Here is a 16,916-nt window from a genome sequence, read left to right on the forward strand (position 1 = left end):
TCACCTCGCTTTTGCCAATTTAGATGATAAATAGGTATAGCATTTTTTAATAATAAAAATCAACAACAAGCCAATCAAATATCCAATGATGATGCTATAAAAGGTACGTAGCAATGAGATATATAACGGAATGTGAAAATGTGTAAAGGTGTTTACGATGGATAAAAATCCAATCGTTCCTGGGATAAGTAACAGGTTTCCGAGTAATTTATTTTTCGGTCTTACATACAACGCAACGATAAACAAAGGAAATCCGATTAAAAACTCTTTTGTCCGAGGGCGTACATAGAGCCACTCCTCTAGTTTATGACGAAGCAAAAGTTCCATGTCACTTGCTGTACCCGCATTTCCAGTTCGGCTAACATAATACAACCCAATGGCTGCAAGACTTAAGAATACTAACAAATGCCAATATTTCACTTCGGCATTCAATAGACGCGGGCCATTTTCGCGTAAAATTCTAAATGCCATTTGCCAAAATAAATAAACACCGACAAAAGCGATAGGGAGGACGTAAACTAATTTCACCCCTCTAAATATTTCCATCCCAGTGATAAAGGCATTTCCGTTTAACAATCCAAGCACAATTATAATTCCTACAAAGCTAATCGCAATCGCCTTTATATATTGAATTGTTACATCACGAAGCCGACCAACGCCCATATCCAAAGAAGCTAAAATAGCATAAATCGGTGTAACGATAGCAATGATTAAGGCAAAACCTTGTAAAATCACAAGTCGATCCAAAACAATGTACAGAAGGGCTAATAAGGTCATACCAAGTCCTGCTATAATCGATAAACTACGCCACTTCCATATTCTCGCTGCGGCTAAATACGTAAAAACTATTCCAGCTAGGAGTACAACTAGTGTATTCCACAGTAAAACAGGAATCGTCTCATAAGGTTGAGCGGTCCCTAATTGAAATCCACCAGGCATCATGTGCTGAATCTCAGTCAAAAATTCCTCCGCATCTTCCAAACTTTCTTCCGGATCCCCATACGTTAAGTGGAAGAAGATCGAGCGGATATTCCGTTCCTTCACAGCACGGACAACTTGATTCGCACTTTCATCCAAGGTTTTTTGATTTAAATCAATACTATGCAAACGAATGATGTCATAGTCTGTGTTTCGTGCTAATGTTTGAAAACCATGTTGTTTGGCAAATTCAATCATGTAAAAGCTAGAACCAGCCTCATGTAACTGCCGGATCCAGTTATTCATTTTCTCTAATTCAGGAAAACCAATGACCTCTTCGCCATGAAACAGAATATTCGTATCCCCATTATGAACTTCAAGCACTCGATCCATCGCTTCCTGGTCAAAATCCACAGCATTGTCCATACGCAGAACATAATCTAATCCATGCTCCGTAATCTCATGAATAACTGATTCATCATAGCCAAGGAACGTGTTCAACCCTTTACCCGAATCCTTTGGTAAAAAGTAAAATTCTTCACCGGCAATTGTCCGTATTTCTGGGTTGATTTCATCCAATATGACTTGTTCATAGTATTGCCCATCTGGAATAGTGATATAATATCCAGGTACTTCTGAAATTTGCTCATCCACCATGGAAAAGCGCAACATTTCCATTAGCATTTTATCTGTATAAATCGAAAGGATGCCCTGATTGTCAAGTTCAACTAATGTCATCGGATTTAAGCTCACTGATGTTAATCCTGCATCTTTTAATCGGGAAAAAACGTCATCTACTGAAAAAGTAGAATCATTTGTTAATGTATTCAATTCCTCATACGGAACGACCATTTCGTAGTGGTTGTTTGTTGTTTCCACATTCCAACGCTGGTACAGGCCAACCGACGAGATTAGAAGCAAAATAACGAGTACGCCCCAAACCCACTTTTGTTTCATTATGTTATTCTTCCTCTCTAGTTCATTAATTAGAGGTACAGATATCAGTGCTCATCCCTTGGAAATCAGCACTCGGCCCTCGGATATCAGCATACACTCCTCGGATATCGGCACACATTCCTTAGAAATCAGCATACACTCCTCGGATATCGGCACACATTCCTTAGAAATCAGCACATACCCCCCGGATATCGGCGCACACTCCTTAGAAATCAGCATACACTCCTCGGATATCGGCACACATTCCTTAGAAATCAGCACATACCCCCCGGATATCGGCGCACACTCCTTAGAAATCAGCATACACTCCTCGGATATCGGCACACATTCCTTAGAAATCAGCACATACCCCCCGGATATCGGCGCACACTCCTTAGAAATCAGCACACTCCCCGGATATCGGCGCACACTCCTTAGAAATCAGCATACACTCCTCGGATATCGGCATCCATCCTCAGATATCGGCACACACTCCCCGGAAACCCAGTACTCATCCTCAGATATCAGCACCCGATCCCCGGAAATCAGCACCCACCCCAGATTTTTAGAGGAAGTTCAAAAAGTCTGGCGAAACTTTTTCATCCTCCTTTTTGAACACGTTTTTTCACATTTTCTCTATCAATCACGTTCCAAACGAATAACATTCCAAAATAAATAACTGCCCCGACAAGGATTGCTCCCATCACATATAAGACAGCCTGCAACCTCGGCCATTCTGCAACTTGGAAAAATAAAGTAGGTGCGCCAATGATGATTGCCATCGAGAGGGATGCAACGATCATTTTTACGATTTGCCAACCATGCCAAAATGAAAAAGGGATATTTCGGTAAATAAATATCATGTTCACGATAAATAAAAAAATGTAGACCACTAATGTAGAAATAGCCGCACCATTTAACCCAAAAAGATGAACTAAAAAGATATTCGAAAAGGTTTTGACGACAATTCCAATCAAAATAATATATGCTGCTTGATTTGCTAAGTTCATTCCTTGTAAAATTCCCGTACCCAATACGGTTAAAGAAGTAAAAACAGAGCTGAAGCCAATAATGGCAAGCATCGTGCTTCCTTCTAAGTCGGAAAACAATCCTACATTCATTGGTAACGTTAAAGCTAACAGGCCAATAGCAGCAGGCCAAGCAATGAGATTTGCCATATAAAAAGCTTTCTCAATGGTTGTACGCATCCCGTTTCGATCATGATTTACCAACTTTTCCGTAAGTAAAGGAATTAACGGAAGCACAATCGAAGTGGCAAATACAGTAGCAATCTGCACAAGTGCTAATCCACGACCATAGATACCATATAAATAATGAATATCACTAGCTCCATCTACACCTATCGAACGTAATCCAAATGGAATAGTAAGGGAATCGATAAAATTAACCAAAGCCATCGTGATAGAACCAACCGCAATCGGGATAGAAACTTTTAAAATTTTTTTCCCAACATGTGAGAAGGTTGCAAAGGAATAAGACGAATTCGATACCGGCTTCAAAGGTGATCGTGCGAATTTTACTCTTAAAAAGAGGAAAGATGCCAATGCCCCAGCGACCGAACCAATCATAATATACCCGGCAATTTTTTCATTGGAAAGTCCTCGCGAAACAAGAACATAGGCAAGAACAAGAATGAGTCCAACACGTATAAATTGTTCAATCACTTGCGAAATGGCGGTAGGCCCCATATCCCCAAAGCCTTGGAAAAATCCGCGGTAAACCGCCATGTATGGTGCGATTAGTAAGGTTGTAGCTACAAGAATGAGTGAAAGTCGTGATGTAGGTCCTCCCAATGCATAAGCGATAGGGGAGGAGAAAACGTAGATGAAGGTAAAGCTGACAACGCCAAAAGAAAGGGCTAAAATACTTGCCGTCACATAAATCGGACGAATATTAGCGTTTGGATCGAGTGCTCTTTCTTCGGCAATCAACTTCGAGATGGCGGTCGGGATTCCCGCAACGGATAAAATCAGTGCTACCATATAAACGGGATAAACTAAGCTGAAAATACCAAGCACTTCATCTCCAGCAATATTTTGTAAAGGGATGCGAAAGATGCTTCCTAATATTTTGGAAAGGAGGGAAGCAACGGTTAACATAATCGTCCCTTTGATGAGTGTGGAGCGGCTCATAGTGATTTTCCTTTATTTTTCCAAATTTGAAAGGCAAATCGTGGCAGTGCGAGCATACGTCTCCAGCGGCTTGGTTGTTTGATTAAACGGTACAGCCATTCGATATTCAGTTTTTGCCAAATCATCGGAGCACGTTTCACCGTTCCTGCAATTACATCAAAGGATCCACCAACACCAATGAATACGCCTCGGTCAAACTGTGCGATATTCTCGGATATCCATTTTTCCTGACGAGGGACTCCTAATGCGACAAATGTAATATCTGGTTTCGCAGTGGAGATTCGCTCCGCAATATCATTACGATCCCAATCAAAATAGCCATCATTCGATCCAACAATATGGATATTGGGATAATCTTTTTCTATCGTTTTGATCGTTTTATGTAATGTATCTGGATGCGCACCTAGTAAGAAAATTTTATAACCCTTTTCATTTGCAACATCAAGTAACTGCATCATCGTGTCATAGCCGGTAACTCGTTCCGGTAAGGGATTCCCTAACATTTTCGCAGCTTTCACAATGCCGATTCCATCTGCCGTAACATAAGTCGCTTGCTGAATGTAGTTCATAAAGTCCGGCTCTTCATTCGCCTTCATCACAATTTCCGGATTTGCTGTAATCACAAATGTTTTTTCATGTTGAATTATTCGTTCTTCCAAAAGGGAAACAAAATCCCTCTGATTTATATCTATAAACGGAACTCCCATAATAGTTATGTGTTTCATCATTTGTAACGCTTCTCCTTTATAAGCTTAAGGATAAGTATGGAGAGGGAGGGGGAACATGTTTCTGTTGTTAAATACACAGTATCTCCAGTTCCCTCGCCAATTAATCTCCCTTTATTATATCGGATTCAGCTGGGTCTTGCTCTTTTGTATGGTAACTTTTTTAGCGTTTGCTTGTTGGCACTGAATCACTCCTTGTTCAACCAAGTGACAAAAGCGTCACATCCTACTGCTTTTTGTTAGGTGATTCGATTTCGCAAACTTATTTCACTTGCTACGATTAAAATAAATAATAATCAGAAAGGAATGGACTCATGGAAGAAATGTTATTCATTGTAGCAATGGGAGCATTAGGCTTATGTTTTTGCGTTTTTATCTTGGGCATTTTCAATAATGGATTAAATAATCTGTTTAAATCTAAATACGCAAAAGTATCCATCCTATTGTTTATTGTTTATATCCTTACCTTCGTGCCGTATATCATTGTTTCCAATTAAGTCCCGGGGGGGGGAACTACCCACAGGGTCCCCCCTCAACAACTATCCTCTGCTCGTACCTGTGAATTCGTTAATTAAAGTGAATAATTCGATACTCATGTTCACGAATCCGTTAATCTTTGGGATTAATCCGATACTCGTGTCCGTGAATTCGTTAATCAAAGCGATAAAAAATTCAACACTTTTCCCAACCCATTAAAAATTCTTCCTGGGCAGTCTGTTCATCTAATGATTCCTCTTTTATAACAAAGCCATTTCTCAAATAAAAATCAACGGCTTTGTTATTTTTCTTGTACACTTTTAATTGTATATTTTCCCTTTGTCTTTTTATAAAATTTAACAATTCCTTTCCGTATCCCTCACCTTGGTGCTTCACATCAATAAATAATGCAGCCAAATAATTGTCCACCATTGATACGAAGCCGACAACATCTTTATCATTGCTTACAACATAGGTTTCAGACATTGGGATATACTTTTTTTCCATCTCCGTTCGCTGTGATTTCCAATACTCCTTATCAATAAAGCTATGCGCTATTAAGGAACCTTCGTACCATATATCTACTAATTTATTCACTTCTGTTTTTTTGTTTGGTCTAATATTCACGTTATCACCCCTCAAAATATAGTACATATAAATCATCATTCAAAAAGGATTAGTTCAAATCGTTATATTCTGTTAATTGCCGATCGTTGAATAGCAAGCAACATCTTTATTGTTATTTAACAACTAGATGTAAATAATTTGCTACTCGAGTTTGCGAATCCGTTAATCGTAGTGATTAATCTAACAACCCTGACATTCCCCAAAGCCGTTGCAAATGCCAAATCATCTAATCTACAAAACTAATTGTAATATAATTTTGTAAGGTTTTGATGAAGATCGTAATAAAATTACAAATGATTAATGATATTTACATTTCATTTATAAATCTTTCATTCACATCCATCAGAATATGAAAGAGGAGTTTGTGGGAAAAATAAAATGTACTTGATGTGACACGAATAGGTGTTATAATAAACATAACACTAAAGGGTGTTATTTAATGAAAGAGAGGAATAGAAAATAATGCAATCACAAGAAAAATTACCGGAAATACGCAAAACGGTTGAACTTAATGCTCCAATAGATAAAGTATGGCAAGCTGTTTCTACATCAGAAGGCATTGCTGCATGGTGGATGCCGAATACATTTGAACCTGTTTTGGGACATGAATTTGTACTTCATGCGGGTCAGTACGGTGACTCTCCTTGCAAAGTAACGGAACTTGCTCCACCTAACCGTGTTGGTTTCGACTGGGGTAAAGATTGGCACCTTTCCGTTGAATTGAAAAAGTTGAGCGATGGAAAAACAGAGCTTACTCTCGTACATTCTGGCTGGGATGCAGAAAAGGTAACCGAATTTGGACAACCACACACTGCCATTCGCGGACATATGGACGGCGGATGGGAAAAAATTGTAAAAGAGAAACTTCCAGCATATATCGAGGCCTAAGTATGGTCGATCAACCCAAGCACGATGTTTTTCAAGCAGTTTCCGATCCTACCCGTCGAAATATGCTAAAATTACTGGCTGAAAAAGAAATGTCGATAGCTGAGATTACGGAACACTTCCCGATAAGTCGTACAGCTGTAAATAAGCATCTTCATATTCTTTCTAATGCTGGTCTTGTCAGAAGTCAGAGGGTGGGACGTGAAACACGTTATACGCTTAGATCGGAACCACTGATTGAAATACAAAATTGGCTTACGTTTTTTGAACATTATTGGGATGAGAAGCTGGCAGTTCTTAAAAAATTTGTAGAAGAGGATAACCAATAAAGATAAGAGAACGGAGACTGTCTTATTAACATTCTCGGTTCTCTTATCATAATTATTGGTAAATATGGATGTCACCATTTTCGTATTCATAGTTAATAGAAAATGCATCTAACAACGCTTCAAGGGCGATTCCATGAATATCTCGTTTTTCGAAAAAGGCTGCTTTATCGATGGTTAGATCTGCTTTTGGAATGGAAGCTGTTTGGTTGTTAAAGGTTACTTTATACGTATTTTTCCCGTCCTTTTGAATTTCCATCTTTAAATAATTCTGGACAAATTGTCTATCTACAAAAAGCTCTCCTTTATAGAAAAAGAGGAAGTCACGATACGAAAAGATCTCTTCGTTTGACGGATTCTCCTGAACACTAGATAAATACACATCTTTCTTCACATTTGTACGATAAGCATTTGTAATTCTTTCGTTTTCCGTGATCGCATAGTTATTAATTTTCCTTCCTTCAGGTGCGTTTACCAGATTATTCACATCAAAATAATAAATCATTTTCACACGAGGATAGAGCTCTGGCAAATATTTGTACATGCGCTGGATTTTCTCTACAGCAAAATCTACATGATACAAGCCATCCGTTACCGTATAATTGGTTGCACCAAACTCACCAATAACAATCGGTTTCGTGTCACTAAAGGTGTTGTAAACATAGTCCAGTAATCGTAATGGATCCTCGAAATCGGATAAATCCTCCAAACGATCGTTATGATACACGACGTTGTAAATATTCACCCCAACATAATCTACATACTCATCGCCAGGATAATATTTCGCAATCGATTGTTCTGGCATCGTAAACACATTCCACAGCATCATGACATTCGGAGCTTCTTCTTCCATGACATCATGTACAAGCTTCCATTTTTCTAAATAAAGTTCCGGATCCCCTGAATAAGCGGTCCAATTTCCATTCATCTCACTCGCATAACGAAGTAAAATCGGAACGCCGGCATCACTTGCATCTTTGGCAAATTGACGGAGATATTCATCGTCTTTCACTTTTTCCAGGCCATCATTCGGCTCCCAAGCTATATGAGGAAAACCACCAACCAACTTCACTTCCTCCACCCATTCTTTCGGAAAAGGCTTGCCATACCCAACATAGCGGAAATAAGAAGCGTGATTTTTTCCAGCTATCTCATTAAAAACATTCATACTCGTATCAATGTACTCATCCTGGATAACATAGCCACCTAAATAAAGACCATCCCTTGGCTCATATTTAGCAGGTAATACATCCTTTTTATGTAAAAAAATTGTCGTGCCAATTTGTTGATCAAACGTTTGTTTTTGTTGTTCAGTGGGACTGGAAAGAGCGATGGTAGCCGTTTTTTTATTATAAAAGTATCCCACATTCACACCGAGGAATTTTTCGATATGCTGGTCAGGTAAATAGATGATATCATTCTTAGTCTGATACTTTTGTATATCACTTTCTTTTGCATTACTGTTTTGAATGGTTTCATCTTCATATTTTAATTGATTATCTTCGTAGGTGATTGTAAATTTATTCTCTGTGCGCTCCACTTTAGGTGAAAGTATGGTTTCCAAATCCGAAAGAGCAATATAAACGTGGCCATCTTCTACAAAAGGGGCATGTTCCACCTTATAATGATCCCCATCAAATACAATGTCATCGGAATAATTTTTTGTCGTTTCATTGGTAGAAGCGGAAAACGATGTATCCATTTTATTTATACCAAAAACAATCAATGCCAACACGCAAATAATCGCAGCTATGGAAATGATATATTTCTTTTTCATTTTTTTCTCCTTTCCCTATACATAATCCTAATCTATTTTAATGTCTTTTATACTTGGCGTCTGTAAAGGCGGGAGAAAATTACAGTAAGTTAATATTTTTTACGTGGGGTTAAGGTTGGGGGGGAGGGGATGCGAGCGGAAATCGGTAATTGTGGTGGTTATATCAGTACAGGCGAGTGGGATATCGGTAAGCAAGGAGCTTATATCAGTACTTACGTGAGGGTTATCGGTAAACAATGAGCATATATCAGTACAGGCGAGTGGGATATCGGTAAACAATGAGCATATATCAGTACTTGCGTGAGGGTTATCGGCAAACAATGAGCATATATCAGTACAGGCGAGTGGGATATCAGTAATCACATTGATAAATCAGTATTCGCTCGGAGGTGATATTTAGAATGGTAAAATAAAAAAGAAGTCGTTATCATATCCGACTTCTTAGCTACAAGTAGAACCTGTTATTTCTCCATATAAAACCTTATTTAATAAAACATATTTCTGAGGCTCTGGTAAACTACTCGCTTTTACATATTGAGGATGCTCATAAAAGAATACATATAATTCATCCAGTATGTTACTCTTCAATTTAGGTAGAACCTCTATTTTACCGATATTAAGTTGTTCACCATCAAAATCTGTCTTTAAAAATCTATTACTTGAGAAACCATTCGATAATACAAGGTCGAATATAACATCACCTTGATAACCAATAGATTTTAATTCAAGTGCAATAGCGTATACTTGAGAAAGAGGACTGACGTACGAAGTAGCTACCACTACTTTACATGAGTCACTCTTCAAATCTAAAATATGATATCTCTTCATACGTCAATCACCCCTTTAATTTATTTGTCTTATATCATATGTTAATGATTTCTCTATTTTTTCGCAAGCCGTTATGATTAATTGTAGTGCTATATCTCTAGATTCAACTAACTTTATACCAGACAAAATTTGTGTAGCATGGAACATTTCATGGCGATTTTTGCGTAAAAAATCGTAACATTCTACAATTATGTCCTTAGCCTCTTGCGGCATATTTTTAATATTTGGATTGACCCCTTTAACATAATCGTTGGAGAAGTCAATTATAAAAATCCAAGCTGTAGCTCTGGGGTTTGCGATATTTGTGTAATATTTGAAACCTTTAGCATCATCAATCATTATATTATAGTCTAAACAAATTTTCTTGATTCTATACTCCAAAACCCTCATGATAGGCATAACCCATGCAGCATAATCACTAAGCTTTGTATTAACCTCAGCTAAAGTGAAACAGTCTTTAACAAATCCCTGCATAGTAGGTTCTAAAGAATCCCAACCTTTTGGAAAGTGCATTTTTAAATGTTGCTGAACTTTATCTTCAAGCGCTTGCTCACCAATATCTGTTTCCGTTATTGTACTATGTACTGTTAATAAATATGACTTAATGATAGAATATAACTTCATCAAAAGACCTTGATACAACATTCTACTTGTTGTTTTGAAATATGTCAAAGTAACAGAATCGCCATAATCCGTTATAATTCTGTATATAATACCATTATTCCCTTTGTCTTCTGGTTCTGAAACCGAAACGCCAGGCAGTTGCTTTAACCATTCAACTAAAGACCTGAAAAGGTTCTCGGACACTTTTACGGAAAAATATCCATTTTTAACCTCTTTATATTCTATACTATTAATAATAGCTTGTTCGAGTTCCTGGCCATTTTCGCAAGTAGCCAAAACCGTAGTTCCCTTTTTTTCGTATAGTATACATCTATAGAAAATTCTTTATCTTCTTTTTCTACATGGTATCTATAAAATCCTTGTTCTTTTTTCTTTAATTCTATTAATTTCAAAGTACAATTAGCATTAATTACTCTCTCCAATTGATCTCTATTTATAAATAACCCTTTAGCCATTTTCCTTAAACCCCTTTATATCGAACTTAAGAACCTCTTCATTATTACCTGTTTTGACCTTAAAAAGAATTTGTCTTCCTTCAATATCCAGAAGAGTTTTGAATTCAATAATATCTTTCAATTTCCTGCCTTTTGATCTCCATTTTTCCTTGAAAATACGATAGATTCTATCACTATCATATATTTCATTTTCGATTATAAAATTCAAATTAACTGATTTCTTAGTTGACGTTAAACCACCAAATATATCATCATACTCTTCATTTAATAATATTTTAGTTTCACTTGTTATTTCATAATTGTCTATAGCTTTTTTTGCTAAAAAATCAACTTCATCATTATATTTATTTCCAGAGTGTGATTTTACCTTTTTAAAATGGATATCAATTTTTGGTTTAACAGTTTGAATGTATTCTACATATTTTTGGGTAAAGGGATTTTTTGCCTTCCAACTTTTATTTGCCCAGTTTTCAATTCCTACATAATCATAATAGATATCAATAGATTTAGCTTTATTTTTTAAAGCCAAATCTATAACGTGCATTGCTGCCTTAATCTCTCCCGCAACATTTCTTAAATGTATAAGAGCACTATCAGAATCAGCATATGAAAACTCTATTCTTTCATTATTCTTCAAAAATACAATCCCTGCATAACTAAAAAGTTTTTTTGTATTATCATAGCTACCGTCTATATAAGCAGTTATATCTGTTATTTTATCTTCTTTATCTTCTTCTTTTTTTTCAAAAGAACCATTTGTTCCCTTACCACCGATAAAATTTTCAGCTTCTTTGTATGTAGGAAATGATTTATATATCGCATTAGGGAAACCATTTACTTGTTCTTTGCATTCATTCCAAGAAGTATAAACACCTTCTTTTCTTCCTCTTTTTACTGCATAAAACTTAGTCATTAACTCACCTACTCCTATTTGTACTAACAATATTTACATTCTTCTATCAAAGAGATGTGAGGGCTTTCAATTTAATACAAAAGAATAATTGTTTAATAGACATATCTTTTATTAATAATAAATTGTTCTAGGATATCCACTTTTTAAACCTCCTTACATATAAATTTCCTATTACGCTTTCATTCTAAGCAATATTACCTAAAACTATTTTACCACATTTCCGCTGTTTAAAAGTATTAAATTGACTTCTATACTGGCAGTAATCTTCTTCTGAGTAAAAGATAGATAGGATCGATAAACTAGTACTTACGTGCCTGATATCAGCAATCATGATAGATATATCAGCACTCCCAAACAATAAACCAGCACTCAACCCAAATCCCCACACCACCAACTCACAAACCAAAAAGCCCGACTACTAAAAGTTAGTAATCGGGCTGCTCTCATTACATATCATTAAATTAAACCGAAACTTCTTCTCTTTCTTTTTCCTCTTCTTCCACACCTGCAATAAATTTAGCCAAATTCATGCTTGCGTTGCCGGTAGAATATTCATTCCACTCATCGGAAAACGCTCGAACTTGTCCGAGATCAAAGTCATCTTCTTTAATCGTGCGGATGATTTCAAAGGTCGTGAATACGACTGGCCCAGGCATTTGTTCTTCATAATCATGGATGAGTCCGTTCGTAATCTTGTATTCATCCATATCATATGCGAAGAAAATCATTGGTTTTTCGAGTAACGCATATTCAAATGGGATAGAGGAATAATCGGATATTAAAATGTCTGTGACTAACAGTAAGGCGTTCGTTTCTGTAAAATATGAAACATCGTAGACGAAGCCTTCATATTGTTCATAGTTTACTAGATTGGAAACAGCTGGATGTAATTTTATGAAAAGAACATAGTCATCGGATAAATCGCGATAGAGCTGCTTTAAATCTAGTTCCAATTGATAGTTTACTAATTGTTCATGACGAAAAGTTGGTGCATAGAGAATAATTTTTTTTCCCTTTATCATTGGGTGTTTTTCAATAAGTTCCGCATAAACATCATGTTTGACTTGTTCATTAAATAAAATATCAGAGCGGGGGATGCCTGTCCGAATAAATCGCTCATCACTTAAGCCAAAACTTTTTTGAAACGTTTCTACCATTTTCTCTGAACCTACGATTGTATAGTGAAAACGCGAATAAACTTGTTTAAAGCGTTCCATTGCCTTAGACGTACGCGCTTCATTTGTCGGATCTTCTAGTCCAAACCGTTTCAAAGATCCGGCTGCATGCCAAAGTTGGATGCAGCGAACGCCAGGTCTAAATTCAGTCACAGCTAAAAAGCCTTGATAATTATCTATTAAAACAGTAGAAGCGGTCGCTAGGTGATAAATAGATTTAATAAAATCAAAAGGCTTTTTCACTTTAAAATCAAACGTTTGATCTATGGTTGAATCAAATTCATATTTACATTTTTCATCTTTTAAAACGATGATCTTTTGGTCGTCTAGTTGTTTTAATGCCCGAGCTGTGTACATGATATTGTCCCCAAAGGATGCGACGGCAACGATTTTCTTCTCTTTGGGGAATAGTTTACATAGATTAAAAATAACGCGGAAAACAAGAAGATAGAGATATACTGCTAGTTCTCTAAGCATTGTTAGCCTCATTTAGATCTGTCTTAATCTTCGTTGTAGAAATTCCGACAGTACGTGGAAGGTAAACCACTTCGCAATAATCTTTTAGGTAATCAAATTTTCCTTTCCAATCATCACCCATCACAAACACATCAACTTCATGCATTAGAACATCTTCAACCTTTTGTTCCCATCTATGCTCCGGAATCACTTCATCAACATAACGGATTGCTTCTAGAATGGCTTTACGTTGTTCAAATGTATAGTATGCTTCTTTCCCCTTTAAAGCATTAAACTCATCGGAAGAAATAGCAACAATTAAATAATCTCCAAGTTCTTTGGCACGGCGTAAAATATTAATATGACCTATATGAAGCAGATCAAAAGTACCGTATGTGATTACCTTTTTCATTTATTTAACCTCCGCATATTTGTCTTAATCTATTATAACATATTAATTTACGTAAAATTTATAACGGTTTTACAATGTATTAACAAAATTAATACATGTATTATACTATAGAAATGAGGATGATAGAAACTGTAATAATTTGTCATAACACTTAAAGAGAACATTTTATGTAGGAAAGAAATAAGTGGATTAAATCAAAAGAAGAGAATCTATTTTCAATAAATAGATTCTCTTCTCGTTTAATAGATTAGGTTTATAAATTCTGCACTAGCCCATCCAGTGTTTTTACCGTATTTAATATTATACCAACCATTTGGATTAGAACCTACAATTTGTATCTTAGCCCCTTTTGGAATAGATCCTATTGAACCATAATTAGTGCTCGGGCCTTTTCTGAAATTAAGAGAAGAAGAGCTTGTAGCTACTTTACCATAAACGCCTTTTTTATAGTTTGGTTGTTTTGTGAATTCAGGAACATCAAATAACACGGTGTAATTGTCTAAAGTCTGATAAATAGAATATAATCTATCCGTTTGTCCGGTAGCCCACTGTACATGTGTTGCATATTGTGGGTAACCAGGATTATCAGGATTCCAGCGCATTTTATAAAGTGTATCTTGACCGCGTGTGATATAGTTGTAAATTAAACTAGCTCCTCCAATTATGGAATCCTCTGGGGAGAACCAACCATTATCAAAGGCATATTTTGCACCGCAATCAATTGGGCATTTATCATATGCACCATAACCATACATATTGTAGACGGTATGTTTTGTCTTAGAAGTCTTAGCTACATTTCCTTTCGAATTTCTTGTAACATTTCCTTTTCCATCTACTGGTATTCCAAGTGCTAAATTGGACTTACCATTACCAGTTTCATGTAAGGCATGGGCAATTAAATATGCCTCGTTCATGTTATATTTCTTACCAGCATTAATAAATGCTTGTGCTTGTCCTTTTAAACTTCCTGCATTATGATTTAGAATTCGTTTATTTACTTCATTAGCATCTAATCCAGCAGACCCAGTTAGAACTAAGAATTGGAAAAATTCATGGCTATCAACTGAGAAATTCATTGGGTTAGCATAAAACTCAACCAGACCACGAGATGCATCAACCCTACCTGCACCATCAGCCTTTGGAGTACCCTGCATTTGCTTGTCTACCATATGTTTAAATGAATAATTATATTTAGTTTTAAGTTCTTTCTCCCCAATAGAAACATCATTAGCATGGATATACCCAGTAGTGGCTTTTCCGTTAATGTACACTGTTGCTTCATACCAATTATTCACAAATGTTTTGAATTTCAAGGTAGTACCAAAATTATATTTCTTAAGAACACGTGAATTTCTATTAGCAGTTGAATAAACTTTGGTAGGATGTTTTAAAGCACTCCCTTTTTGGGATTTCTGACTCTTAGTATTTTCCACATGGGATTTATGAATATATCCTATTCTAGCTTTGCCTTTAACATAAACGGTAGCCTGATACCAATTTGATGTGAAGGTCTTATATTTTAAAACACTCCCTTTAGAGTATGATTTTAATGCACTAGAACTAGTGGATGCTTTTGCATAAACCTTTGTTGGTGCTTTTAAACCTATACCTTTAAGGTTTTGTTGGTTTGATATTTTATTTTCCACATGAGATTTATGAATGTAACCAGTTTTGCGTTTCCCGTTAACATAAACGGTAGCCTCATACCAGTTGGGTGAAAAAGATTTATATTCTAAAATAGAACCTTTTGCATAAGACTTTAGCACCTTGGAAGAGGTGGAGGCGTTTTGATATACTTTGGTTGGCGTCATTTTCCCAACCCCATAGTAAATCTTTTGATTTTTGGTTGCATTTCTTACATGGGATTTGTGGATATAGCCCGTTTTACGCTTCCCATTAACATAAACAGTAGCTTCATACCAGTCGGCTGAAAAAGATCTATATTCTAAAATAGAACCTTGTTTGTAAGACTTTAGAACTTTAGAACTAGTTGATGCTAAGGTGTAAACCTTGGTTGGACTCTTTAACCCGATACCGTTATATGTAGTCTGTTTTTTAGGAACATTTGCTACATCACTTTTATGAATATATCCAGTTTTACGTTTCCCGTTAACATAAACGGTAGCTTCATACCAATTAGAAGAAAAAGATCTATATTCTAAGATAGAACCTTTAGTATAGTTTTTTAGAACACTAGATTTTCTTGATTCTTTTTGGTACACATTTGTTTTATTTTTTAAAGCAACTCCTTTATATGTGGTTTGTTGCTTTTTACTCATAGTTGTTAACATTGTTTTTGCTTGGGGTGTATTGTCCTCTACAGTTGTTTCTTCTTCTGAACTAGGTTCATCGATTGTAGCCTCTTGTTGTTTATCCTCCTCGGAAGGCTCAAGGTCTACATTTTCAACAACCTCATTATTTTCTTTTATATCTTCTTTTACCTCATCATCAATTTTTGCATTATCTTTTGATTCCTCAGGATCTTCCGTTTCATCATTTGCATTATCTTTTGATTCCTCAGGATCTTCCGTTTCATCATTTGCATTATCTTTTGATTCCTCAGGATCTTCTGTTTCATCATTTGCATTATCTTGTGGTTCCTCAGGATCTTTCATTTCATCATTTGCATTATCTTGTGGTTCCTCAGGATCTTTCATTTCATCATTTGCATTATCTTGTGGTTCTTCAGGATCTTCCGTTTCATCATTTGTGTTATCTTTTGATTCCTCAAGATCTTCCATTTCATTTTCCTCTTGTTCTATTCCTTCTATTTCTTCTGGGGTGTTATTATCAGATTCCTCTTGCTCTGAGTTTTTATTTTTATCCTGAATAGTTTCTTCTTCTAAATCCAATGTATCAGTTTTGTCTACTGAATCAGTTGTAGCATCCTCTGTTTCTGATGATGTTTTAGTAGAGTCTTCTACTTTGAGAAAATCATTTAATACATAGCCTAGAAGTGGCTCCTCTAAATCCTCATTTATATACTCTACATAAGTGTATTCATCCAACTCTTTTAAAACTAAGACTTCCTCATCTTTTTCTAGCGCCGCTAGAATTTCACTAGAATTAGACGCTTCTTCAAATAAGAATATTTCTTCTGTTTCATTATATGATAAAATAATTGCCTTTTTTGTTGGATCCACTTGTTCTGTAGAAGCCATTGCGAAAACAGGTGTACTAATCGTATAAAATACTAATAAAAAAGCCAACAACGATAGATTTATCTTTT

14 protein-coding genes are annotated in these 16,916 nt (G+C 36.1%); 2 read left to right on the top strand and 12 right to left on the bottom strand.

Translation table 11 applies throughout. The annotated features are described in order from the left end of the window. The 4 genes from KM885_RS04105 to KM885_RS04120 form a co-directional block, all read right to left on the bottom strand. Positions 1-1,875, bottom strand: coding sequence for a DUF5693 family protein (locus KM885_RS04105; protein WP_216883559.1), 1,875 nt, complete (start codon positions 1,873-1,875; stop codon positions 1-3). Between the two features lie 578 nt (positions 1,876-2,453). Beyond that, positions 2,454-4,007, bottom strand: coding sequence for a putative polysaccharide biosynthesis protein (locus tag KM885_RS04110; RefSeq protein WP_216883560.1), 1,554 nt, complete (start codon positions 4,005-4,007; stop codon positions 2,454-2,456). After that, the gene (locus tag KM885_RS04115) at positions 4,004-4,732 is read right to left on the bottom strand and encodes a WecB/TagA/CpsF family glycosyltransferase (RefSeq protein WP_216883601.1); all 729 of its coding nucleotides are present in this window, start codon (positions 4,730-4,732) and stop codon (positions 4,004-4,006) included. The genes KM885_RS04110 and KM885_RS04115 overlap by 4 nt, the downstream gene beginning before the upstream one ends. A 672-nt stretch (positions 4,733-5,404) precedes the next feature. Then, positions 5,405-5,836 carry a GNAT family N-acetyltransferase gene (locus tag KM885_RS04120; protein ID WP_216883561.1) on the bottom strand — a complete coding sequence of 144 codons (432 nt, stop codon included), beginning with the start codon at positions 5,834-5,836 and terminating at the stop codon, positions 5,405-5,407. Positions 5,837-6,298: 462 nt separating this feature from the next. Here KM885_RS04120 and KM885_RS04125 point away from each other — a divergent pair, with 462 nt between their 5' ends. Together KM885_RS04125 and KM885_RS04130 are read left to right on the top strand one after the other, a co-directional pair. Then, positions 6,299-6,724 (top strand): SRPBCC family protein, encoded by a 426-nt coding sequence (locus KM885_RS04125; protein WP_216883562.1) that lies wholly within the window; start codon positions 6,299-6,301, stop codon positions 6,722-6,724. Positions 6,725-6,726: 2 nt separating this feature from the next. Next, entirely contained in the window at positions 6,727-7,050 is a 324-nt protein-coding gene (locus KM885_RS04130) for an ArsR/SmtB family transcription factor (RefSeq protein ID WP_047185815.1), read from the top strand. Positions 7,051-7,102: 52 nt separating this feature from the next. On the opposite strand, the gene KM885_RS04135 is transcribed toward KM885_RS04130, so the two are convergent. The 8 genes from KM885_RS04135 to KM885_RS04170 form a co-directional block, all read right to left on the bottom strand. Continuing rightward, entirely contained in the window at positions 7,103-8,824 is a 1,722-nt protein-coding gene (locus tag KM885_RS04135) for a glycoside hydrolase family 26 protein (protein ID WP_216883563.1), read from the bottom strand. 441 nt (positions 8,825-9,265) lie between these two features. Next, positions 9,266-9,652: a type II toxin-antitoxin system RnlB family antitoxin gene (locus KM885_RS04140; protein ID WP_052771755.1), complete on the bottom strand. Its 387-nt coding sequence runs from the start codon at positions 9,650-9,652 to the stop codon at positions 9,266-9,268. Positions 9,653-9,667: 15 nt separating this feature from the next. Next, positions 9,668-10,552 (bottom strand): RNase LS family HEPN domain-containing protein, encoded by an 885-nt coding sequence (locus tag KM885_RS04145; protein ID WP_216883564.1) that lies wholly within the window; start codon positions 10,550-10,552, stop codon positions 9,668-9,670. After that, entirely contained in the window at positions 10,498-10,731 is a 234-nt protein-coding gene (locus tag KM885_RS04150; protein WP_216883565.1) for a hypothetical protein, read from the bottom strand. Before KM885_RS04150 ends, KM885_RS04145 begins: the two co-directional genes overlap by 55 nt. Beyond that, positions 10,724-11,644: a ribonuclease H1 domain-containing protein gene (locus KM885_RS04155; RefSeq protein WP_052771754.1), complete on the bottom strand. Its 921-nt coding sequence runs from the start codon at positions 11,642-11,644 to the stop codon at positions 10,724-10,726. The genes KM885_RS04150 and KM885_RS04155 overlap by 8 nt, the downstream gene beginning before the upstream one ends. Positions 11,645-12,105: 461 nt before the next feature. Continuing rightward, positions 12,106-13,296, bottom strand: a complete 1,191-nt coding sequence (locus KM885_RS04160) for a CDP-glycerol glycerophosphotransferase family protein (protein WP_216883566.1) — start codon at positions 13,294-13,296, stop codon at positions 12,106-12,108. Beyond that, positions 13,289-13,687, bottom strand: coding sequence for a glycerol-3-phosphate cytidylyltransferase (gene tagD / locus KM885_RS04165; RefSeq protein ID WP_216883567.1), 399 nt, complete (start codon positions 13,685-13,687; stop codon positions 13,289-13,291). The genes KM885_RS04160 and tagD overlap by 8 nt, the downstream gene beginning before the upstream one ends. A 239-nt stretch (positions 13,688-13,926) precedes the next feature. Next, positions 13,927-16,899, bottom strand: coding sequence for an SH3 domain-containing protein (locus tag KM885_RS04170; protein ID WP_216883568.1), 2,973 nt, complete (start codon positions 16,897-16,899; stop codon positions 13,927-13,929). Positions 16,900-16,916 lie beyond the last annotated feature (17 nt).

The sequence above is a fragment of the Oceanobacillus caeni genome, assembly GCF_019037185.1.
GTDB lineage: Bacteria > Bacillota > Bacilli > Bacillales > Amphibacillaceae > Oceanobacillus > Oceanobacillus caeni.